Source organism: Ensifer sp. R-19 (assembly GCF_049905105.1).
Lineage (GTDB): Bacteria > Pseudomonadota > Alphaproteobacteria > Rhizobiales > Rhizobiaceae > Ensifer.
The window spans coordinates 2,110,986-2,133,099 of the sequence record NZ_CP184570.1 but is presented as its reverse complement, the minus strand read 5'-3'; the positions used below and the strand labels follow the sequence as shown (position 1 = coordinate 2,133,099).

General features: G+C 64.1%; 19 protein-coding genes and 1 riboswitch. Of the genes, 8 read left to right on the top strand and 11 right to left on the bottom strand.

The features are described 5' to 3' along the window. Positions 1-82 precede the first annotated feature (82 nt). Positions 83-583, top strand: a complete 501-nt coding sequence (locus tag ACN9MO_RS29065) for a hypothetical protein (RefSeq protein ID WP_057251760.1) — start codon at positions 83-85, stop codon at positions 581-583. A gap of 43 nt (positions 584-626) precedes the next feature. On the opposite strand, the gene ACN9MO_RS29060 is transcribed toward ACN9MO_RS29065, so the two are convergent. Further along, positions 627-1,238, bottom strand: coding sequence for a glutathione S-transferase family protein (locus ACN9MO_RS29060; protein WP_057251761.1), 612 nt, complete (start codon positions 1,236-1,238; stop codon positions 627-629). A gap of 90 nt (positions 1,239-1,328) precedes the next feature. Here ACN9MO_RS29060 and ACN9MO_RS29055 point away from each other — a divergent pair, with 90 nt between their 5' ends. Further along, a complete protein-coding gene (locus ACN9MO_RS29055; protein ID WP_057251762.1) occupies positions 1,329-2,048 on the top strand; it encodes a helix-turn-helix transcriptional regulator in 720 nt (239 codons plus the stop codon). Between the two features lie 79 nt (positions 2,049-2,127). Here ACN9MO_RS29055 and ACN9MO_RS29050 read toward each other — a convergent pair whose 3' ends face one another. Beyond that, positions 2,128-3,453 (bottom strand): dicarboxylate/amino acid:cation symporter, encoded by a 1,326-nt coding sequence (locus ACN9MO_RS29050; protein ID WP_057251763.1) that lies wholly within the window; start codon positions 3,451-3,453, stop codon positions 2,128-2,130. Between the two features lie 228 nt (positions 3,454-3,681). On the opposite strand from ACN9MO_RS29050, the gene ACN9MO_RS29045 reads away from it, so the two are divergent. The 4 genes from ACN9MO_RS29045 to ACN9MO_RS29030 all read left to right on the top strand — a co-directional run bounded on the left by ACN9MO_RS29045 (position 3,682) and on the right by ACN9MO_RS29030 (position 9,782). Further along, the gene (locus ACN9MO_RS29045; protein ID WP_113480178.1) at positions 3,682-5,550 is read left to right on the top strand and encodes a sensor histidine kinase; all 1,869 of its coding nucleotides are present in this window, start codon (positions 3,682-3,684) and stop codon (positions 5,548-5,550) included. Positions 5,551-5,553: 3 nt separating this feature from the next. Beyond that, a complete protein-coding gene (locus ACN9MO_RS29040) occupies positions 5,554-6,918 on the top strand; it encodes a sigma-54-dependent transcriptional regulator (RefSeq protein ID WP_425987270.1) in 1,365 nt (454 codons plus the stop codon). 95 nt (positions 6,919-7,013) lie between these two features. Then, positions 7,014-7,142, top strand: a riboswitch (TPP riboswitch). A gap of 90 nt (positions 7,143-7,232) precedes the next feature. Continuing rightward, positions 7,233-9,053, top strand: coding sequence for a phosphomethylpyrimidine synthase ThiC (gene thiC, locus ACN9MO_RS29035; protein ID WP_057251765.1), 1,821 nt, complete (start codon positions 7,233-7,235; stop codon positions 9,051-9,053). A gap of 213 nt (positions 9,054-9,266) precedes the next feature. Next, on the top strand, positions 9,267-9,782 hold the full coding sequence (locus ACN9MO_RS29030) for a hypothetical protein (RefSeq protein ID WP_425987268.1): 516 nt from the start codon (positions 9,267-9,269) through the stop codon (positions 9,780-9,782). A 222-nt stretch (positions 9,783-10,004) separates the two neighbouring features. Here the strand turns inward: ACN9MO_RS29030 and ACN9MO_RS29025 are convergent, their stop codons facing one another. From ACN9MO_RS29025 to ACN9MO_RS29015, 3 genes are read right to left on the bottom strand one after another with little or no spacing between them, the layout of a single operon-like run. Further along, the gene (locus tag ACN9MO_RS29025) at positions 10,005-11,249 is read right to left on the bottom strand and encodes a Zn-dependent hydrolase (protein WP_218373167.1); all 1,245 of its coding nucleotides are present in this window, start codon (positions 11,247-11,249) and stop codon (positions 10,005-10,007) included. 35 nt (positions 11,250-11,284) lie between these two features. Further along, entirely contained in the window at positions 11,285-12,460 is a 1,176-nt protein-coding gene (locus ACN9MO_RS29020) for a M20 aminoacylase family protein (RefSeq protein ID WP_425987266.1), read from the bottom strand. A 3-nt stretch (positions 12,461-12,463) separates the two neighbouring features. Further along, positions 12,464-13,669: a diaminopropionate ammonia-lyase gene (locus tag ACN9MO_RS29015; protein ID WP_425987264.1), complete on the bottom strand. Its 1,206-nt coding sequence runs from the start codon at positions 13,667-13,669 to the stop codon at positions 12,464-12,466. A gap of 159 nt (positions 13,670-13,828) precedes the next feature. On the opposite strand from ACN9MO_RS29015, the gene ACN9MO_RS29010 reads away from it, so the two are divergent. Together ACN9MO_RS29010 and ACN9MO_RS29005 are read left to right on the top strand one after the other, a co-directional pair. Then, a complete protein-coding gene (locus ACN9MO_RS29010; RefSeq protein WP_425987262.1) occupies positions 13,829-14,311 on the top strand; it encodes an Lrp/AsnC family transcriptional regulator in 483 nt (160 codons plus the stop codon). A gap of 287 nt (positions 14,312-14,598) precedes the next feature. Then, positions 14,599-15,048 carry a pyridoxamine 5'-phosphate oxidase family protein gene (locus ACN9MO_RS29005; protein WP_057251770.1) on the top strand — a complete coding sequence of 150 codons (450 nt, stop codon included), beginning with the start codon at positions 14,599-14,601 and terminating at the stop codon, positions 15,046-15,048. A gap of 50 nt (positions 15,049-15,098) precedes the next feature. Here ACN9MO_RS29005 and ACN9MO_RS29000 read toward each other — a convergent pair whose 3' ends face one another. From ACN9MO_RS29000 to ACN9MO_RS28975, 6 genes are all read right to left on the bottom strand, one after another. Further along, the gene (locus ACN9MO_RS29000; RefSeq protein ID WP_425987260.1) at positions 15,099-15,935 is read right to left on the bottom strand and encodes a universal stress protein; all 837 of its coding nucleotides are present in this window, start codon (positions 15,933-15,935) and stop codon (positions 15,099-15,101) included. A gap of 245 nt (positions 15,936-16,180) precedes the next feature. Beyond that, a complete protein-coding gene (locus tag ACN9MO_RS28995; RefSeq protein ID WP_425987258.1) occupies positions 16,181-17,425 on the bottom strand; it encodes a Gfo/Idh/MocA family protein in 1,245 nt (414 codons plus the stop codon). An 85-nt stretch (positions 17,426-17,510) separates the two neighbouring features. Further along, complete coding sequence (locus ACN9MO_RS28990; protein WP_425987256.1) at positions 17,511-18,530, bottom strand: LacI family DNA-binding transcriptional regulator; 1,020 nt, start codon at positions 18,528-18,530, stop codon at positions 17,511-17,513. Further along, on the bottom strand, positions 18,527-19,483 hold the full coding sequence (locus ACN9MO_RS28985) for an ABC transporter permease (RefSeq protein WP_425987254.1): 957 nt from the start codon (positions 19,481-19,483) through the stop codon (positions 18,527-18,529). The genes ACN9MO_RS28990 and ACN9MO_RS28985 overlap by 4 nt, the downstream gene beginning before the upstream one ends. Further along, positions 19,480-20,472: an ABC transporter permease gene (locus ACN9MO_RS28980; RefSeq protein ID WP_425987252.1), complete on the bottom strand. Its 993-nt coding sequence runs from the start codon at positions 20,470-20,472 to the stop codon at positions 19,480-19,482. The genes ACN9MO_RS28985 and ACN9MO_RS28980 overlap by 4 nt, the downstream gene beginning before the upstream one ends. After that, positions 20,472-21,977 carry a sugar ABC transporter ATP-binding protein gene (locus ACN9MO_RS28975; protein ID WP_425987250.1) on the bottom strand — a complete coding sequence of 502 codons (1,506 nt, stop codon included), beginning with the start codon at positions 21,975-21,977 and terminating at the stop codon, positions 20,472-20,474. Before ACN9MO_RS28975 ends, ACN9MO_RS28980 begins: the two co-directional genes overlap by 1 nt. Between the last annotated feature and the right edge of the window lie 137 nt (positions 21,978-22,114).

Here is a 22,114-nt window from a genome sequence, read left to right as displayed (position 1 = left end):
ATCCGCCACGCTGACACGTTCGGCTGGTGACCCAGATGCCCACTGATGTACTATTGATGCCGCTGAACGGAGGGTTGCATCCATGCCACGATGGCTGTTGCTTGTCGTCATGACCGCATGCGCCGCCGGCGTTGCGCGCGCGGACGAGGGCGCGTTCCTGAAGTCCTTGGGCGGGAGCTGGGCGGGCAGCGGCGTCGTCCGTATCCGGACCAACATGTCGCCAGTCAACGTGTCCTGCAGCTTCAATTCCGAAGCAATCGGCCTCGCGCTGTCGATGGCCGGTGTCTGCCGGGGCATGTTGCTGATCTCACGCTCCATCGACGCGAAGCTTCGCTATACAGGCTCAACCTATAGCGGCTCTTATCTCGGCCCGCGCGGCGGCCGTGCCGGTCTCAACGGCAGTCGCCGCGGCGATGCGATCAATCTGACCATCCGTTGGGCTAAGGAAGTCAACGGCGACCGCCGCGCCGACCTGACCGTACGCAAGATCGGCGCCGACGGCATGCAGTTGACGACGGTTGATGTCGACCCAGCTTCCGGCAAGCGGGTGGTGACGAGCGAGATCAACCTCAAGCGAAAATAGCGGAAGAAGTGCCGCCCTCGACGAGAGCGGCCACTCAGCGCAGTCAGGCCGCGGCCGCGGTGCGAGTGTCGTAGTCGGCTGTCCATTGCAGCGACGGGCGCTGCCCGCAGCGTTCGACCCACGCCTTGACGACCGCGCTGTCCGGTGTCGCTGCAGGATACCAGGCAAAGGGCGAATGCAGCAGCAGGTCGACCGCCGAGTAGTGTTCGCCCATCAGATAGGGCCTGTCCTTCAGCGCGTTTTCAAGGCGCTGTGCCATCTGTTCCGGACCGCGGAAGGTGCTATCCAGATAGGGATGCGAAAGCCCCGCCGCCTGCGTGATCAGCACCGGCTCGACGACGCCGGCATACCAGGCAAGCCAGCTCAGATAACGGCCGCGCTGCGGGTCGCCGACAGGCGGCGCCAGCTTCTTTTCCGGAAAGAGATCGGTCAGATACTGAATGATCGCAATGCTTTCCCACAGCACGACGCCGTCATGAACGAGTAGCGGCACCTTGCCTTCCGGATGCGGGTTCGCCGGGTCCTTCCGGCCACTGCCGTCGCCGCGGGTGATGTCGACGATCTTGATTTCGACCTTGTCGAGGGCGTCGAGTTCGCGAAGCAGCGTGATGATGCGCGACGAGCGCGAGCGCGGGGCGTGAAAGAGCGTCAGCATGATGAAGTCCTCGGTTGCGTTAGCGAATGCGGAACCTATACAGTTGCCCAACTGTCAGTTTCCGTCAGTAGGCTTCGTCTATCTTCAGTCATGGCCCGTAGTGATCGTTTGTTCCGCCTGCTGCAGGCGCTGCGCACCCTCCCTTCCCCGGTGACGGCCGCTCGGCTCGCCGAGGAGACCGGTGTGTCGTTGCGCTCGCTTTACCGGGACATCGACAGCCTGCGCGCCGCCGGCGCCGTCATCGATGGCGAGCGGGGCTTCGGCTACCGGCTGACGGAGGACATCGCCTTGCCACCCCAGACCTTCACACGTCTCGAAATCGAGGCACTGGTGCTCGGCCTCGCCGAAGTGCAGCACATGGGCGAGCCTGATCTCGCGGCCGCGGCAGGCGCTGTGCTTTCGAAGATCACGGCGACGCTGCCCGACCGGTTGCAGCGCCAGGCGCTGCACGCCGCATCGCAGGTCTATCGCTTCGAACGCCGGGATCCACCGGTGGCCGATGTCAGCCTGCTTCGCGAAGCCTGCTGGCAGGAGCGCGCGGTCGTCATCGGCTATGTGGACGCTGGGCAACAGAGGACCGACCGGCAGGTGCTGCCGCTGGCGATCGTCTATCTGGAGCGGGTGCTGGTGCTGCTCGCCTGGTGCTGCCTCCGGCAGGACTACCGCAAATTCCGCGTCGATCGCATCGCCGATGTCCGCATGGCGGACGAGAGCTTCCGCCCGCGCCGGGTGCCGATGCTTAGGGAGTTCATCGCCTACTTGAACGGTGGTGCGCCTGATAAACCGAAGATGACGCTGAGCGGGCAATGAGCCCAAACGACGACGCGGCCCGTGTTGCCACGGGCCGCGTTCGGACTGCGCTTAGGCAGTCATGCCTTGGGAGGCAAGCTTATTCGGCCGGCTGCAGTGCCGGCTGCGGCAGCGCTTCCGGCGTGCGACCACCAAGGACAGCCGCCATCTGTGCCTCGTCCAGCTCGCCTTCCCACTTCGCAACGACGATCGTCGCGACCGCATTGCCGACGAAGTTGGTGAGTGCGCGGCATTCCGACATGAAGCGGTCGATGCCGAGGATGAGTGCCATGCCGGCAACCGGAACGGCGGGAACGACCGAGAGCGTTGCGGCCAGCGTGATGAACCCGGCGCCGGTGATGCCGGCGGCACCCTTGGAGCTCAGCATGGCGACGAGCAGCAGCAGCACCTGGTCGCCGAGCGACAGTTGGATATCCATGGCCTGGGCGATGAAGAGGGCCGCCAGCGTCATGTAGATGTTGGTGCCGTCGAGGTTGAAGGAGTAGCCGGTCGGAATGACCAGGCCGACGACCGAGCGCTTGCAGCCGGCCTTTTCCATCTTGCTCATCAGGCCCGGCAGTGCCGCTTCCGACGAGGATGTGCCGAGAACCAAGAGCAGTTCTTCCTTGATGTAGCGGATCAGCGCGATGATCGAGAAGCCGTTGTAGCGGGCGACGGCGCCGAGAACCAGGAAGACGAAGAGGAAGGACGTCAAGTAGAAGGTGCCGATCAACATCGCCAGATTGGCGATCGAGGCAACGCCGTATTTGCCGATGGTGAACGCCATGGCGCCGAAGGCGCCGATCGGGGCGGCCTTCATCAGGATGCCGACGAGCTTGAAGACCGGCAGCGTCAGCGCGTGCAGGAAATCGACGACTGGCTCAGCCTTCTTGCCGACCATCGCCAGCGCAAGACCGAAGAGCACGGAGATGAACAGCACCTGCAGGATGTCGCCATCGGCAAAGGCACCGACCAGTGTCGTCGGGATGATGTTCATCAGGAAGCCGGTGATCGTCTGCTCATGTGCCTTCTCGGCAAAGGTCGTCACCGCCTTGGCGTCGAGCGACGCCGGATCGATGTGCATGCCGGCGCCCGGCTGAACGACATTGGCGACGATCAGGCCGATGATCAGCGCCAGCGTCGAAAAGGTCAGGAAGTAGATCATCGCCTTGCCGGCGACGCGGCCGACCTTGGCGAGATCGGTCATGCCGGCAATGCCGGTCGCAACCGTGAGGAAGATGACCGGGGCGATGATCATCTTGACGAGGCGGATGAAGGCATCGCCGAGCGGCTTCAGCTCGGTGCCGAGCGACGGATAGAAATGGCCGAGCAGGATGCCCGCGGCGATCGCCGCCAGCACCTGGACATAGAGATGACGATAGAAAGGTGTCTTGCCGCGCGGTTCCGCGGATTGGTCGATAATCATGATATCCTCCACTGGACCCAGTCCGGCGTCATGCCGGGCCTCCCGGGTCAATTTCCGATGCGCGACAGCTCGGGCTGTCATGAGGATGTCATTTGCAACGGGCGTGCCAGTTCTCTGCGGCGAGAGCCAAGCCCTTGAATCGACGTGGATGTTTCGTTCACACGGCTCGACACGCACAAAGAGTTGAGCGGATTTCCGCACAGGTCACCTGGAAGTCTGAGCGAAAAAATGCACAATCGCGCCATGTTCAGTGCCCTATCCGCCCCCCTCAACCTGGCAGATCTCGACCGGTCGATGCGCCGCACCTGGCTGGTGTTCGCCGGCCTCGCTCTGGCGCTGCTCGTCGCCGGCCTTCTGTTCGCCGGTGAATATGGACGCAACCAGGCGCTCGAAACCGTCGACGCCCAGAGCCGGATCGATGCCAATCTGAAAGCCTCGCTGCTGCGCGCCGTGCTCGAACGTCAGCGCTCGACGCCGCTGGTGCTGGCCGACGACGTCGAGGTGAAAGCAGCGCTTTCGACCCGCGACGGCCAGGCGCTGCAGCGGTTGAACGAGAAGCTGCAGGCACTTGCCGCCAACACGGACGCCGCCGTCATTTATGTGATCGGCAACGACGGCGTCGCGGTCGCCGCCAGCAACTGGCGTGAGCCGACGAGCTTCGTCGGCAACGACTACGCCTTCCGCGAATATTTCCGCATGGCGATGCGGGACGGCAAGGCGGAGCATTTCGCCATGGGCACGGTCAGCAAACGGCCGGGACTCTATATCTCCCGGCGGGTGCAGGGGCAGGACGGCCCGATCGGCGTCGTCGTCGCCAAGCTCGAGTTCGACGATGTGGAAGCGGAGTGGCTCGCCTCCGGCAAGCCGGTCTATGTTACCGACCGGCGCGGCATCGTGCTCATCACCAGTTTCCCGTCCTGGCGCTTCATGACCACCAGAACCATTCCGCGCGATCGTGTCGCTGCGATCCGCGACAGCCTGCAATTCGGCGATGCCTCGCTGCTGCCGCTGCCGTTCCGCGACATCGAGCCGACCAGCGACGGCTCCAGCGAGCTGCATGCGCTGCTGCCCGGCGACAGCGAGCGGCGGTTCCTGCGGGTCGAAACCATGGTTCCGACCACGAGCTGGCGGCTGGAGCAACTGGCGCCATTGGATGGGGCGGTCTCGGCGGCAACCCGCGAGGCCCGGCTGATTGCGCTGGCCGTGATCGTGCCGCTGCTTGCGCTTGCGGCCTTCCTCCTGCGTCGTCGCCAGGCCCTGACCTTGGTTGCGACAAGGGAGCGTGCCGCGCGCGATGAACTGGAGCACCGCGTGGCGGAGCGCACCCAGGATCTCAGCCTTGCGCGTGATCATCTCGAAACGGAGATTGCCGATCACCGGCGCACCGGCGAGAAGCTCCAGGCCGTGCAGCAGGAACTGGTTCAGGCCAACCGTCTGGCGATCCTCGGCCAGGTGGCCGCCGGCGTCGCCCACGAGATCAACCAGCCGGTCGCGACCATCCGCGCCTATGCCGACAATGCCCGCACCTTCCTCGACCGGGGGCAGCAGCAAACGGCGGTGGAGAACCTCGTCAGCATCGCCGAGCTGACCGAAAGGGTCGGTACCATCACCGACGAACTCCGCAGCTTTGCCCGCAAGGGCCGCTTCGTCGCCGAGCCGACACCGATGCGCGAGGTGATCGAGGGCGCCTTGATGCTGCTTCGCAGCCGCTTTGCCGGCCGCATGGATGCCATCGTCATCGACCTGCCGGAAAACGGGCTCAGCGTTTACGGCAGCCGCATCCGTCTTGAACAGGTCCTGATCAATCTGCTGCAAAATGCCTTGGAGGCACTCGGCGAGCGCAGCGATGCCGAGATCCGCGTGCGCTGTGAGGAGGACCCTTCCGGCACGGTCTTGCTTGTCGTTACCGACAACGGCCCCGGCATACCACAGCATATCCGCGAGGATCTGTTCACGCCGTTCAACACCTCGAAGGACGAAGGGCTCGGCCTTGGACTCGCCATCTCCCAGGAGATCGTCGCCGACTATGGCGGCGAGATATCAGTCGAAACCAGCGACAAGGGCACCGTCTTCACGGTGCGCCTGAAGAGGGCCTGAGCGATGCAGCCATCCGTCTACCTCATCGACGACGACAACGATCTGCGCAAGGCGATGACGCAGACGCTGGAGCTCGCCGGATTCGCCGTCACTTCGCTTGCAAGCGCCGCCGAAGCCTTGGGAACCCTCGACGCGAATTTTGATGGCATTGTCGTCAGTGATATCCGCATGCCCGGCATCGACGGGCTGCAGCTCTTTCGCCGCATCGCTGCCTTCGATGCCGACCTGCCCGTGATCCTGGTGACCGGCCACGGCGACATACCGATGGCAGTTCAGGCGCTGCAGGATGGCGTCTACGACTTCATCCCAAAACCCTTTGCCGCCGACCGGCTGGTGCAGAGCGTGCGCCGCGCGCTGGAAAAGCGCAGTCTCGTCATGGAGAACCGCGCGCTCAAACGGGCGGCCGAAACGGCCGGCGACAGCCTGCCGCTGATCGGCCAGACGCCGGTCATGGAGCGCTTGCGCCAGACGATCCGGCACATCGCCGACACGGATGTCGACGTGCTCGTCGCCGGTGAAACCGGCAGCGGCAAGGAGGTGGTCGCGACGCTGCTCCACAATTGGAGCCGGCGCCGCGACGGCAATTTCGTGGCGCTGAACTGCGGCGCGCTGCCGGAAACGGTGATCGAGAGCGAACTCTTCGGTCACGAACAGGGCGCCTTCACCGGCGCCCTGAAGAAGCGTGTGGGTCGCATCGAACATGCGAGCGGCGGCACCCTGTTTCTTGACGAGATCGAGGCGATGCCGCCGGCGACCCAGGTCAAGATGCTGCGCGTTCTCGAAGCCCGCGAGATCACGCCGCTCGGCACCAACCAGGTGCGCCCCGTCGATATTCGCGTCATCGCCGCCGCCAAGATCGATCTCGGCGACCCGGCCCAGCGCGGGGACTTTCGTGAAGATCTCTACTTCCGATTGAACGTCGTAACGCTGTCGATCCCGCCGCTGCGCGAGCGCCGCGATGATATCCCGCTGCTCTTTTCGCACTTCCTGACGCGGGCGGCGGAGCGCTTCAAGCGGGACGTGCCTCACGTCTCGCCGGCAGTGCAGCAACACCTGATGACCCATGCCTGGCCCGGCAATGTGCGCGAACTCTCACATTTTGCCGAACGCGTGGCGCTCGGCGTCGAAGGCCCGCTGGGACAGCCGGTTGCGCCAGCAGAACAGCCGGGTTTCGCGCTACCGGAACGGCTCGAACGCTACGAGGCAGAGATCCTGAAGGAAGTGCTTCGCGCCCAGCGCGGCGACGTCAAGGCGACGATCGAGGCGCTCGGTATTCCGCGCAAGACATTCTACGACAAGCTCCAGCGCCACGGCATCAACCGAGCCGACTATGCGGAGCGCGGCGTTCCGGAAAAATCCGGCAGCTAACTCTCGTCAGCGGCCAAAATACACCCAAAAATTGCATCTTCGTCGACGGGCGAATTCGCGCTTGACGACCCGTGCCGTTCGATGGCTATCTCTTGGGCATTCACCAGGGGGGTCCCGCAAGGGGCTGAGATTCTGCTGGATGGCCGGCTTACCGGCTGTGGCGCAGTGACCCGTTGAACCTGATCCAGTTCATACTGGCGTAGGGACGGTGCAGATATCGAAGCCAGGATTCCGTGCGTCCAGCACCTGGCGGAGCGTCTTTCATCCTTCCGGCATCAGAACTGGGTCTCCAATCGCAAACTTGGAGCCTCGTCATGAATATTGCCACAAAGCCCACCCCTCTCACGGTCACCCAAGGCCCGCTTCCCGCCTCCCGCAAGGTCCACAAATCAGGCATCCTCCACCCGGATATCCGCGTGCCGATGCGCGAGATCGCGCTGCACCCGACCTCCGGCGAGCCGCCGGTTACCGTCTACGATTCCTCCGGCGCCTATACCGCCGACGATGCGGAGATCAGCATCGAGGCGGGGCTGCCGCGACTCCGTCGCAACTGGATCGTCGGGCGCGGCGACGTGGAAACCTACGAGGGGCGCATCGTCCGTCCTGAAGACAACGGTTTTGCCAGCGGCGACCGGCTGACGCCGACCTTCCCGTTCCAGCACGCGCCGCTCAAGGCGACTGGCGGCAAGGCGGTAACGCAGCTTGCCTACGCCCGCGCCGGCATCATCACGCCGGAGATGGAGTTCGTGGCGATCCGCGAGAACCTCGGCCGCGATGCGGCACGCGCGATAGCTCGCGACGGCGAAAGCTTCGGCGCCCATATCCCCGACCATGTGACACCGGAGTTCGTGCGCCAGGAAATCGCCAGCGGCAGAGCGATCCTGCCCGCCAACATCAACCATCCGGAATCCGAGCCGATGATCATCGGGCGGAACTTCCTGGTGAAAATCAACGCCAATATCGGCAACTCCGCTGTCACCTCGTCGATGGCCGAGGAGGTCGAGAAGATGGTCTGGGCGACGCGCTGGGGCGCCGATACGGTCATGGACCTTTCGACCGGCCGCAACATCCACAACATCCGCGAATGGATCATCCGCAATTCGCCGGTTCCGATCGGCACCGTGCCGCTCTACCAGGCGCTGGAGAAGGTCAATGGCATTGCCGAGGACCTCAACTGGGAGGTTTATCGCGACACGCTGATCGAGCAGGCCGAACAGGGCGTCGATTATTTCACCATCCATGCTGGCGTACGCCTGCACTACATCCCGCTCACCGTCGATCGCGTCACCGGCATCGTCTCCCGCGGCGGCTCGATCATGGCCAAGTGGTGTCTGCATCACCACAAGGAAAGCTTCCTCTACGAGCATTTCGAGGAGATCTGCGACATCTGCCGCGCCTATGACGTCTCCTTCTCGCTCGGCGACGGATTGCGCCCGGGCTCGATCGCCGATGCCAACGACGCGGCGCAGTTTGCCGAACTCGAAACGCTCGGCGAACTCACCAAGATCGCCTGGGCGAAGGATTGTCAGGTGATGATCGAGGGCCCCGGCCACGTGCCGATGCACAAGATCAAGGAGAACATGGACAAGCAGCTCGCCGTCTGCGGCGAGGCGCCGTTCTATACGCTTGGGCCGCTGACGACGGACATCGCTCCGGGCTACGACCACATCACGTCAGGCATCGGCGCTGCGATGATCGGCTGGTTCGGCACCGCCATGCTCTGCTACGTCACGCCGAAGGAACACCTGGGCCTGCCCGACCGCAACGACGTCAAAGTGGGCGTCATCACCTACAAGATCGCCGCCCACGCCGCCGATCTCGCCAAGGGTCACCCGGCCGCCCAGGTGCGCGACGACGCTCTCTCGCGCGCCCGCTTCGAGTTCCGCTGGGAGGACCAGTTCAACCTCTCTCTCGACCCGGAGACGGCCCGAAACTTCCACGACGAGACCCTGCCGAAGGAGGCACACAAGGTCGCGCATTTCTGCTCCATGTGCGGCCCGAAATTCTGCTCGATGCGGATCTCGCACGACATTCGTGCGGAAGCGCAGAAGGAAGGGCTGGAGGCAATGGCCGCGAAATACCGCGAGGGCGGCGATCTCTATATGCCGGTCGCTGAGGTCGAAGCTAAGAGTTAAAGCGCAACACGTCGGGAGGGACGCCTCACAGTCCCTTCCGACGGCAAGGCGGATGCTGGGCCTTGGGCGAATAGCTTGCCCCCTCATCGGTTGAACGATATGTAAGGCTCACGCAAAAGTCGCCGCCGGCGAACCCGTCGCTCACGCCAAGCTGCCGTCTTCTGCGGCGCTCTTGCAAGACGATGAAAAGACGCCGTTTACGAGGAAAGAGACTTGAGGACACGCCTGCTGAGACTGACGGCCCTGTCGATAGGCGGCCTTGCGGCACTCGCTGGAGATCTGCCACGCCTCGACGACAGCGGGCGTTTTGCCGCGGGTTTTTCCTGGATTTCCGCCGCCCATGCGGACGACGCCGATGTCGGCGGGAATGGTGAAAATGGCGCTGATGGCAGCGACCAAGGTGGCGAAAACGTCGGGAGCGGCGGAAGCAACGGCACAGAGGGTGGCGGCGATGGGGGTGGTGGCGATTGGGGCACCGGTGACGGCAGCGGCGTAGGCGGCGTTCCCGGCGGCACCGGCGCAGGCGGCGGAGGTGCTGCCGTCATCGACAGCGATAGCCACAGCGAGCCCCACTCATCGATGCGCGACTCACGGGATTACGGACCAAGCGGCAAGGTCTGGCACGGCGGCAGCAATTTCCTTAACCTTTTCCGCCAGACGCCGGAAAGGCGCTTCGAACGGAGCCAGCCTGAATCGTCTGCCCGGCAGAAGACCGTTGACACGAAATGAGAGCCTTGAAGACAGGTCAACTTCGTCGCAACGGAGGGGGACCTGCGCTATTTCTCGAAACCGGACTCCGGATGTGCGGTAGGAACGGGTTCTGACGCGCGAGAACAGATCAGCCGGCGTCAGAGCTTTACATTCGAGATATGTCTATCCCGATCACGACCTGCCGGAGTGTGGCGGCGGAGTTACGGATACAGAGCATCGTCTTTCTCGCCGCGAGTATTCCTAACTGCCTTTCCAGCCGCTGCAAGCAATCCGCTCGACGACATCGAGCAGCACATTCGCCCCGGCAACCAGATCATCCGCCTCCGTGTGTTCGCGCGGATTGTGGCTGATGCCGTCGCGGCTCGGCACGAAGATCATCGCCGTCGGCGCGATGCGTGCGATCATCTGCGCATCGTGGCCGGCGCCCGAAGTCATGCGCCGGCTCTTCAGGCCCCGCGCCTTCGCCGAAGCCTCGATCGTGGCGACAATGCCCAGATCGAAGGCGACCGGCTGGAAACGCGCCAGGCGCTCGACCGATATCTCGACACCCTCTTCAGCGGCGACACGCAGGAGGAAATCCGCAAGCGCCGCCTCCAGCGCCTGCAGCCGATCCTCGTCCGGGTCGCGCAGGTCTACGGTGAAGACCGCCCGCGACGGAATGACGTTGATTGCGTCCGGCTCGAAACGCATGGTGCCAATGGTCGCGACGCTCGGAGCGTTCGAGCGGGTTATATGATCGCGCAGGAAAAGGCCGATGCGGGCGGCCGCAAGCCCGGCGTCACAGCGCATCGCCATCGGCGTCGTGCCGGCGTGATTGGCGACACCGTCGATCGTCACCCGCTGCCAGGAAATGCCCTGCAGGTTTTCGACCGCGCCGATTGCAAATCCCTCGCGCTCCAGCACCGGTCCCTGCTCGATATGGAGCTCGACATAGGCGTGGGGGATGAGGAAGCCCGGTTCGACATTGCCCGCATAGCCGATCCGCGCGAGTTCCTCTCCCAGCACCGCGCCATCTGTGCCGACGGTCGCAAGCGCCTTCTCCACCGGCAGCCCGCCGGCATAGACGAGCGAGCCGAGCATGTCGGGCGCAAAACGCACGCCCTCCTCGTTGGTGAAGGCGGCAACGACGATCGGCCGGGCCGGCGTCAGACCGCGCTCTCTCAAAGTTTCGATCACTTCGAGCGCGGCAATCACGCCGTAACAGCCGTCATAGATGCCGGCATTGATGACCGTGTCGACGTGCGAGCCGAGCATGATCGGCGCCTCGCCGGCATTACCCTCGTCGCGCCAGGTGCCGAAGATATTGCCGATGCGGTCGATGGCGACTTCGAGACCCGCCGCCTCGATCCAGGCGACGAGGCGATCGCGGCCAGCCTTGTCGTTGTCGGAACCGGCCAGTCGCGTCAATTGCCCGTGGGGATCGCGGCCGATCTCGCCAAGATCGTGAATACGCCCGAGGAGGCGCGCGGCATCGATGGTCTGCATTGGCTTGGCTGTCCTGCTTTCATGCGGATTTCTGTTCATGGCCGGGGCTCAGTCGGCGCCAGTCTCTGCCGGGTGATTTCCGCGTGGTAGCGCGCGCCGAAGATCAGGGCATCATCGTTGAAATCGTAACGCGGATTGTGCAGCGGCGCCGACGTCTCGCCGTTGCCGATGAAGACGAAGCAGCCCGGCACGTGCTCGAGGAAGCGCGCGAAATCCTCCGAACCGGTCATAGGCTCAGCGGCCGTCGCGACATTCTCAGGCCCGAACACCGCTTGCGCCGCAGCAAAGGCGTGGCCGGTCAAGGCCGGGTCGTTGATGAGCGGCACGAACTCGCGTGTGTAGCTGACCTCGACCTCGCAGCCATAGGCATCCGCCGTGCCCTTGGCGATCACGCGCATCTCCGCCTCGATCTTGGCGCTGACCTCGGGGCGGAAGCTGCGGGCGTCCCCGAGGATCCGGGAGAGGCCGGGCAAGGCATTGCGCGTGCCGTCGGTCAAGAGTTCGGTCACCGAAACGACGCCGATATCCGTCGGCGAAAGGCGCCGCGAGACGATCGTCTGCAGATTGACGACGGTAGCGCAAGCCGCGACAAGCGTCTCATTGCCCCAATGCGGCCGCGCCGCATGCCCGCCAACACCCTTCAGCACGATTTCGAAATTGTCCTCCGCCGACATGATCGCGCCGACACGGGTCTCGAAGCGGCCGACCGGCAGCCCCGGCATGTTGTGCAGGCCGTAGATCTCGTCGAAGGGGAAGCGCTCCATCAGGCCGTCGTCGAGCATCGCCAGCGCGCCCTTGCCCCACTCTTCGGCCGGCTGAAAGATGAAACAAACGGTGCCGTCGAAGCCTCCGCCTTCTGCCAGCATTTTCGCTGCCCCGAGCAGCATTGCGGTGTGGCCGTCATGGCCGCAGGCATGCATGGTGCCGGGCCGGGTCGAGCGATAGGGCACGTCCCCCTGTTCCGGTATCCGCAGCGCGTCCATGTCGGCGCGAAGGGCGATGGCGCGATTGCCACTGCCGCGTTTCAGCCGGCCGACGACACCGGTGCCGCCGACGCCTTCCACCACTTCATCGAGCCCGAATTCCCGAAGCTTCGCTGCGACGAAGGATGCGGTGCGCTGCTCCTCGAAACCGAATTCCGGATGCGCATGCAGGTCACGGCGCCAGGCGGTCATATCCTCGACAAGCCGATCAAAGTCCATTCCCACCATGGGTCACCCTCTCTCGTTCGGTGTATTCGCGACGGTCTCGGGCGACAGACCCACCAAGGCAGCATAACGCTCGGGATCCGTGGCCCCCTCGGTATTGATGACGAAGATGCGCGACTGTGCGGTCAATCCGAGCGCTTCCCGCAACGCCGGATCTCGGGCAACCGCCAGAAGCCCGGCCAGCCCGACACCGCCACTCTCACCGGCGACAATCGCCGGATCGCCGCCGACCGGACGCGCCAGCCGGTTCATGACCGAAACGGCGTCCTCATCATCGACGGTCATGAAGGCATCGGCCACGCGGGACAGGATACGCCAGGCGACGAGCGACGGCTCGTAGCATTCGAGCATCGCCATGATGGTCGGCTCGCCATGCGCCACCTTGACGGGGTGCCCAGCCTTGGCGCTTTCGTAGAGGCAGGCGGCCCGCGCGGGATCGACGACGACGAAACGCGGTCGCTCCGCTCCATAGCGCAACGCCAGATGCCCCGCGGTGGCGGCGGCGATACCACCGACACCCGCCTGCACGAAGACATGGGTCGGCGGCTCTTCCATCTGCCGCAACGCCTCGCTGAGCAGCGCCGTGTAGCCCTGCATCACGAGGCCGGGAATGTATTCGTAGCCGGGCCAGGATGTGTCGGAAACCACGGTCCAGCCATTCTCGTCGCAGACCCGCGCGGCCTCGTGGACAGAATCGTCATAGTTCCCAGCCACCCGAACGATCTCGGCGCCATAGTGAGCGATCGCCTCGATGCGTTTCTCGCTGACGCCCGCATGCACGAAGATCACCGATCTCGCACCAACGAGCCGGGCGCCCATGGCGACGGAGCGGCCATGATTGCCATCGGTGGCGCAGCCGAAGGTCATCGCCCCGGCAATCACCCGAACCTCGGGCTGGTCGAGGTCATCGAGATCGAGGCTGCGCCCGAGACGCCGCTCCGCCTCTTCGATCACCAGACGGATCACCGCATAGGAGCCGCCGAGCGCCTTGAAGCTTCCAAGCCCCAGGCGATGGCCTTCGTCCTTGACGAAGAGCCCGGCAACACCGATCTCGCCCGCCAGGGCCGGCAAGGCATGGAGCGGCGTCGGCCGATGATCGGCGCGCCGGGCAAGCTGCCGCTCGACATCAGCGGCGGCTGCGAGCGACAGCATATCCGCATCTTCGGACAGCAGGTGATGGCCGAAATCGGTATGGGTGTTGGCAAGGAACATGGTGCAATCTCCGTAGACCTGCGAAAATCTATTTCATCACGGACGAGAATTGCGCTCTAAATGGTCACCACGGATGCAAGTTTGTAAAGCAGATCGGGTATGCCGACGCATGGCGTTCCGCTCGCAACTACTCCGAACGCAGGAACCGATAGGCACCCGATGGCCCCTTCGAAAAAACCCCAGGTCGAACTGGATCGCTTCGACTTCGCGATCCTCGCCATTCTGCAGAAGGACAATACGACGCCGCAGCGCCAGATCGGCGAAGCGGTCAATCTCTCGGCGCCCGCCGTCCAGCGGCGGATCAAGCGCATGGAGGAAACCGGCGTCATCCGCGCCAATGTCGCGCTGATCGATCCGGTCAGCGTCAACCAGGCGCTGACCATCCTGGTGGAGGTCGAGGTCGAGAGCGAGCAGATCGCGCTGCTCGACGCGGCGAAGGCAGCGTTCACGTCAGCACCGGAAGTGCAGCAATGCTACTACGTGACCGGCGATGTCGATTTCATGCTCGTCGTCATCGTGCCGACGATGGCCGACTATGAAGCCTTTACGCGGCGAATGTTCTTCGGCAATGCCAACATCAGGCGGTTCCGCACCTTCGTGACGATGGACCCGGTCAAGGTCGGCCTGTCGGTGCCGATTTAGAGTGATGCCACGAACGGTCGCCGTTCGAATGGCGTTGTTCCACCCCCCTTACTTCGAGCCCGTGAGCGCCTTTTTCTCCGCTTCCGCATCCAGCGGCTGGCCGGCGCCGATCGATGTCAGAAAAGCGTCGACGGTTTCGGGCGACGAGGCGGGCGCATATCCGTCTCCGCCTTCGGGCCTTGCGACGGACGCAGCCGAAATCGACGAGACTTGAGCGAGATCAATGCCAGGATACCTGGTCGGCGGAGACTGACGGTTGGACGAACTCTTTGGAAGAGGAGAGCCTCATGTTGATCAGAGAAATGACGCGACAGGAATGTCTCGACCTCGTCGCTGAGAACCATATCGCCCGCCTGGGCTGTACCCGAGATGGCCAACCCTATATCGTTCCCATCCAATATGCTTTGGCCGCCAACCGACTCTACAGCTTCTCGATGCCCGGGCAGAAGATAGACTGGATGCGCGCCAATCCGCGTGTCTGCGTACAGGTCGACACGGCAACGGACCGGCAGAATTGGCGAAGCGTCGTCATCCACGGCCGCTACCAGGAACTGCCGGACACCAAGCAATGGCACCGCGAGCGCATGAATGCCTGGTCGCTTCTCGAACAGCGCATCAACTGGTGGGAACCGGGCGGCCTGAAGCCCGGTGAACAGCCGGTTGCAGGCGCATCGCCGCATCTCTTTTTCGAAATCGAGATCGACGATGTGACCGGACGTGCCGCCTCTGCCGGTTAACGATTGTCGGCGCGCAGGCAAATGCTGCGCGCCGTTCCGGGCCCTGCCGGTCAATGCGCCATGAGCACGGGGACCACGGCGTTTTCGAGCATCGAACGGGTAACGCCGCCAAAGACGCGTTCACGCATTCTGGAGTGCCCATAGGCACCCATGACGATCAGGTCGGCCGCAACATCCGACGCAAACCGATTGATCACGTCGTCGACCCGATGCCCGCCGCTCGGCAGTCTCTCGACGGAGACGGAAACGCCGTGCCGCGCGAGATAGCCGGCGATATCGGCGCCCGGTTCCTCACCGTTCTTGCCATAGGCGGAACGGGGGTCGACCATCGTGACGTAGACGGTCTCGGCTCCGATCAGCAGATCGAGCCCTTCACGCACCGCGCGCGCGGCTTCCAGCCTGGAGTTCCAGGCGAGTACCACGGTCTTCGGATCCAGCCGCACGGTCTTGCCCCTGGGCATGATGAGGACTGGGCGCGCTGAGCTGAACAACGTCCCGTCGATGGTGCGGGAGCGCAGTTCCGGGTCCAGCATCAGGCCATCGCCGACCAGCGTCAGGTCGGCGTAACGCGCACGCTCGCCGATCTCGTCATCGGCCCAGGCGACCTCGGTATATTTCGTCTCGACGCCGAACGAGATGCCTTCCTTGGTGAGAACATCAACAGCTTTCTCCGCACAGGATTCGAGTTTGTCGACGTCACGCTGCCGCTCGTTCAGCCAATCAATGGAGATGGCGGCGGCATAATCGCCGATCGGCGGTGAGGCGGCGAGCTTGACGATCAACAGGGAGAGGTGGGCGTTTGCGGAAGCACAGACCTGTGCTGCCGAACGCAGATGCTCCACGGAATGATCGACACCAACGACGGCGAGAATGGTCTTGTATGTCATCGGGTTTTCTCCTGGCGACCAGATTTAGGGTCTGGATCAGCGTAGGTAGAAGCCCGTGCGGCGGCATTGATCCCCGTCAACAAAGATCGCGGACATGGGCGTATAATTCCGAAAGAGTTTTGCCTTCTCGCAGCCGCAGTCTTTCGCGGCGGCGAGAACAGGTGGGATGGGCGCTTAGCGCCGCCGATGAACTGCACGACCCAGAACGTGGCCCCGTCGTCTCGACACCTCTACGTTTGGTGTCGTCACGCACTCCGGCGCGCGACGACCGGCACGTAATGCTCAAGCTCCGGTGCCGGGAACTTGAGCGTCGCGTTGATTTCCGCCGAGCGGTAGAGGCCCATCAGCATCTCGACGACGGCGAGCCCATCCTCGAAGGTTTCGATCGGCTTTTCGCGCTTGCGAAAGCACTCGACCATGTGGCGGTTCTCGTCCGTATAGCCGTAGACACCCGCCTCGTCCTCCAGCACCGGCATCAGCCCCTGCTCGGCGTTCTGCTTTTCCACGAGGTCTTCGCCTTCGGAGCCCTTCACCTCGCGCGACATGAAGATCTTCAGGCCCGTGCTTAGCGAATTGTATTCAAGCGCATATTCCGGCCCGAGCAGCTCCAGCTGGATGCGCAGCCCGGCGCCGACATAGGCCCAGGACGTCGTTGCCTCGATCATCAGCTCGTTGCCGTCCTGGTCTTCGAGCGTCACCGTGGCGCGGGCAAAGTCTTCCGATGGCCGGTTGCGGTAGTCCACTTCGTTGCCGAAGCGCTTGCGCAATTGTTCGGCATAATTGGGCCGCGTCCATTTGAGGTTGGCGACGGTGCCGTTGACGGCCTTGATTTTCAGTGAGTTGCGCGGTGCGCCGGGCGCCGTGAGCAAGTAGCGCGCCACCTCGACGCTGTGGCACATCATGTCGGAGAGCACGCCGCCGCCCTGCTTGTCGCCCTGCCAGAACCAGGGCTCGTGCGGGCCGGAATGTTCCTCCGCGGCGCGCGCCAGATAGGGGCGACCGGTGGTCGAGGCGGCGCGCCGCCAGATGATCTCCTTGCCGCGCAGCACCGGCGTGCAGAAAACCTGATTTTCAAGATAGCCGTGGTTGAGGCCGGCGTCCTCGGCAAGCGTCAGCATCTCGCGCGCCTCGGCAACGGTGCGGGCCAGCGGCTTCTCGCAGGCGACGGCAAAGACCGTGCTACGGCCATCCTTGACAGCCTTGTGGAGCGTACGCATGACGTCGAGGCGGGTGTAATTGGGCGAGAGAATCCAGATCGCGTCGACATCATCGGCGGTCAGCAGCGCCTCCAGGCTCCCATGGCTGCGGCAGGTGCCAAGACCAAGTGCGGCGACTTCCTTGGCAAATTTCTCCCGGTTTTCGGGCTTGCGGCTGAAGACGCCGGTCACCTCGACATTGCGCACACCGATCATCGATTTCAGATGGAAATGGGCGATGAAGCCCGATCCGACGAAACCCACACGCAGCGTCTGCCTCGGTAGCTGTGTCATTCTGTTCTCCCGGGTTGTCGATTTTCTGAAGTTGGCGCGGGATGCGGGCGGAATACCGCCCTCACTTTTCCTCATCCCGCTCTGGTCATTTCTTCGGCGGCGCGGTGCTGCCGCGAATGTTGAGGGCGGTCGGCAGCACGACGGCCGGTGCAGCGGCAACATCGTCGCCGGACAGGATATCGAGAAGCAGCGACATCGCCGTGCGGCCAATATCGGTGCGCGGCTGGCTGACCGTCGTCAGCGGCGGATAGAAGGCCTTGCTCAGATAGAGATCGTCAAAGCCGACGACCGAAACATCGCCCGGAACATCGAGGCCGAGCCGCCTAAGCGCATGGATCGCGCCATAGGCCATCTCGTCGTTGGCGACAAAGATTGCGCTCGGCGGTTCCGGCAAGGCGAAGAGTTCGGCGACGCAGGCCTCTCCGCTTTCGAGCAGGTAGTCGCCGCGCACCTCGTAACCCTCAGGGATCGGCAGACCGGCGGCTGCCATCGCGGCGCGGTAACCGTCACGCCGGTGCATCGCCATCACCTCCGGCAATGGGCCGGCGATATGGGCGATGCGGCGATGCCCGAGTGCGATCAAATGGTCAACCGCCGAACGCGCCGCGGCAGAGTTGTCGACCTGCACATGCGGAAAGCCTGCAGTTTCGATCATTTCGAGCGCCACGACGATGGGAAGGTGAGAAACCGCAGCGCTTTCGCCCGGCTGCGGCTCCGGCAGCTTGCCGGTCATCAGGATCATGCCGTCGGCATGGCCATCGCGCAGCATGTTGAAGTATTCGACCTCGCGATCCGGATCATTCTCGGTATTGCCCATGAGAACCGCGTAGCCAGCCGCCCGGGCCGTCGCCTCCACGCCCTTGAGGATCTCGAGATAGAATGGGTTGCCAACATCGCGCACGACGAGCAGCACCGACATCGACCGGCGTGTCCTCAGGTTTCTTGCGCTGACGTTCGGCCGGTAGTTCAACTCGCGCGCAAGCTCATGGATGCGCTTGCGCGTCTCGTCGGTCACCAGGCTGGAGCCGCTGAGGGCGCGGGAAACGGTTGCGACCGAGACGCCGGCGCGTTCTGCAATATCCTTGATCTTCGGCCGCTCGCTCATGCCCGCATCGCCCGCCCGCGGCCGTAGAACAACATCAGGAGCAGCAGCGTCACGCCGAACACCATCTGGCGACCGGACTCGTCGATGTTAACGGTCGTCAGGATGCCCTGGAGGATAACGAGCAGCAGGGCGCCCGCCATGGTGCCGGTGTAACCGCCCTTGCCGCCGGCAAGCGAGGTGCCGCCGAAGACGACCGCGATGATCGAGGAGAGCATGTATTGCTCGCCGACATTGGCGAAGGACGAGCCGGAATAGCCGAGCAGGCAGAGCCCGGCGATCGCGGCGAACATGCCGGAGATCATGAACAGGCCGATGCGCATGAGGCGGACCGGAACACCCGCCATATAGGCGGCGTGCTCGTTCGAACCGATCGCATAGATGCGGTGGCCGAAGACGGTGCGGTTCAACATGAAGGCCATCAACAGGCCGATCGCGATCCAGAGCCAGATGATACCGGGAATGCCGAGCGCGAAGGGTTGCGTGACGAAAGCGGAGAGCCCGGGCGCGGCCCGACCCGAAGGGATACCCTGGCGGATGACTACGAGCAGGCCCTGCAGCACGCCGAGCATGCCAAGAGTCATGACCAGCGGCGGTATGCGCAGCAGCGTGACGCCGAGACCGTTCAAGAGGCCGAAGAACGCGCCGGCCGCCAGGCAGGCCAGCACCGACGGCAGGATACCGCCATCGGCGCCGTTCATGACGTTGCCGGCGATGATCGCCGACAAGGAGACGACACCGCCGACGGAAAGATCGATGCCCTCGCGGCCACCGAGAATGACGACGTTCTGGCCGGCGGCAACAATGCCGAGCAGCGAGGCGACGATCAGGAGGCGAAGGATCTGGTCGGCCGAGGCAAAGCCGGGCGAAAGGCTTTGACCGAGATAAAGCAGCGCGACGATGAGGATCAGCGCAACGACCAATGGCTGTTTGAAGAAGGTGGTAACTGCAGTCATGCACGTGCCCTCCGGCCGGCAAGCACGCCGGCCATCAACACCAGGAGAATGGCAAGGCCCTGGACGAAGTTTTGCCATTCCGAAGGCGTGCCCATGAAGAAGACCAGCGAGTTGACAAGGCCGATCGTCAGAGCGCCGAGCAGCGAACCAACCACCGTCGTCCAGCCGCCGGCGAGCGCACTGCCGCCGAGCACGACCGCCGCGACGCTGTAGAGCGTCATCTTGCCGCCGACGAGCGGATCGCCGCTGGCCGTATCGCCGGTCAGGCAGAAGGCCGCGAGCGCCGAGAAGAGGCCGCCGAGCAGGTAGCCCCTGATGCGGACAGCCACGACCGGCAGCCCCGTCTGATAGGCGGCCTGCTGGTCATCGCCGACGGCCAGCAGTTCGGTCACGATACGGGTGCGCGACAGGAGATAGAGCAGCACGGCGAGAGCCGCGAGCGCGTAGAAGACGAACGGCAGGCCGAGCAGGCGTCCGCCATAGGTGCGCCAGAAGAGCGCCGGCGCCGGCGTACCGGCGACCGGCATGACGTAGAGCGCCAGGCCGGTGAAGAAGATGCTGGTGGCGAAGGTGGCGACGATCGCCTGCAGGCGAAGGGCTGCGACGACGAGGCCGTTGACCAGGCCGCAGGCAAGGCCGATCAAGACGCCAAGCGCCAGCGCGAGCAGCACCGCACCGGCACCGCCGCCCCAGCGCTCCATCAAGACGACGATCGCCACGTTGACCAGCGACAGCGTCGCGCCGGCCGAGAGGTCGATGTCTCCGGCGGACACCACATAGGTTTGGGCGATCGCCAGCATTATCAGCGCCATATAGGTGCTGAGAAGTCCAGTCAGCGATCGAAAACTCAGGCTATTCGGAGAGAAGAGGCCGTTGAGCGCCAGTAGTGCAATAACGATCACAAGCGCCGGCAGGAAGGGGTAGCGCTCCAGCCAGGAACGGAGGCCGCCCGCCCCGGAAGTTCGCATGTCGGTCGTTGTCGATGCCATCACGCGGCCTCGTATGCAGCCTGGTAGAGATTATAGCGGGTGCGATCGTCACCGGTCAGTTCGCGCGTCACCGAGCCGCCGTTAAAGACGAGGATCCGGTTGGCATTGCCAAGCAACTCTGCGTCCTCGGACGAATAGAGCAGGATGCCCAGCCCTTCGGCGGCAAGCTGCCGGATCAGCGCAAAGAGATCGGCCTTCGCCGAGAGGTCGATGCCCTTGGTCGGATCGTCGAGCAGCAGCACGTCGGGCCGGTCGATCAGCCAACGGGCGATGATCACCTTCTGCTGGTTGCCGCCGGAAAGCGAATTGATCGGATGGAACAGGCTCGCGAATTTCGTGTGCATCGCCTCGAGCGCCGGCATCGCCTTGTTTTTCAGGCTTGAGGGCCGCGCAATCATCAGCCGGTCGCGGAGATAGTGGATCGGCGTGACATTCTCGATGATCGGGCGGCCGCTGATGACCCCGTCACGGCCGCGGTCGCCGGAGACATAGGCGCAGCCGCGCCGGATCGCATCGCGCGGGCTCTTGGCGTCATAGCGTTCGCCGCCGATCGTCACCTCACCTGACGTCACGGCGCTTGCGCCAAAGATCGCTCTCAGCAGCGCCGACTGCCCCTGGCCGTGCAGACCGCCGAGGCCGAGGATCTCTCCCCGTGCCACCTCGAAACTGACATCGCGAAAGCCCTTGCCGGTGAGGTTCCGGACAGAAATTGCCGCCGTCGCCTGCCTTTCCACCACCGCGGGCGCCGAGGATCGCGCCGCCGGCATGTCGCTGGCGCCGCCGACCATCAGCCGGATCACCGTTGCCGGATCGGTATCGGAGAGCCTGAGTGTCTCGATGGTCTCGCCGTCGCGGATGATCGTCACGCGATCGCCGATCGCGGTGATTTCGTCCATGCGGTGCGAGATGAAGATGATGCCGCGCCCTTGCGCCTTGAGGCCGCGCAGGATTTCGAAGAAGCGATCGACCTGGGCGCGATCGAGCGCCGAGGTCGGCTCGTCGAAGGTCAGGATCGGCGCTTCGCTGGCGAGCGCCTTCATGATTTCGACCAGTTGCCGCTGGTCGGCCCTAAGATTGCCAACGAGCGCCTCCGCGCGGAAGCCTTCGCCGGCGACCTCGGCGAACAGCGCGATGTAACGCGCCGCCCGCGCCTTCAGCGCCCGCTGGTCGATGAAGAAGCCGGCCTTCACCGGCAGGGCGGAGAGGCAGATGTTCTCTTCGACCGAACGATGGCTGGCCAGGCTGAGTTCCTGATAGAAGATGCCGATGCCGGCAACGCGCGCGGCTTGCGGCCCGGAAATCGTCACGGGCTTGTCATTGATCAGGATCTGGCCGCCATCGGGGCGCACGCTGCCAGCGATGACCTTGCAGAGCGTGCTCTTGCCGGAGCCGTTCGAGCCCATCAGCACATGCACCTCGCCGGCGGCGACTTCGAGATCGCCGCGGCGTAGCGCCAGCGTTGCGCCGTAAGCTTTGCTCACGCCGTTCAGTCTCAGTTTCGACATCGGCTGTCGTCCACCATTTTGGTTGCTCGCTGCACCACCTCAAGCCGCGCCTTGGCGGGCTCCGCTGCAGCTGATTTCATGCCCGCTACGACCCTGCCCTTGGGAGCCGTCGGCGGCATTGGCCGCCGGGCAACTCA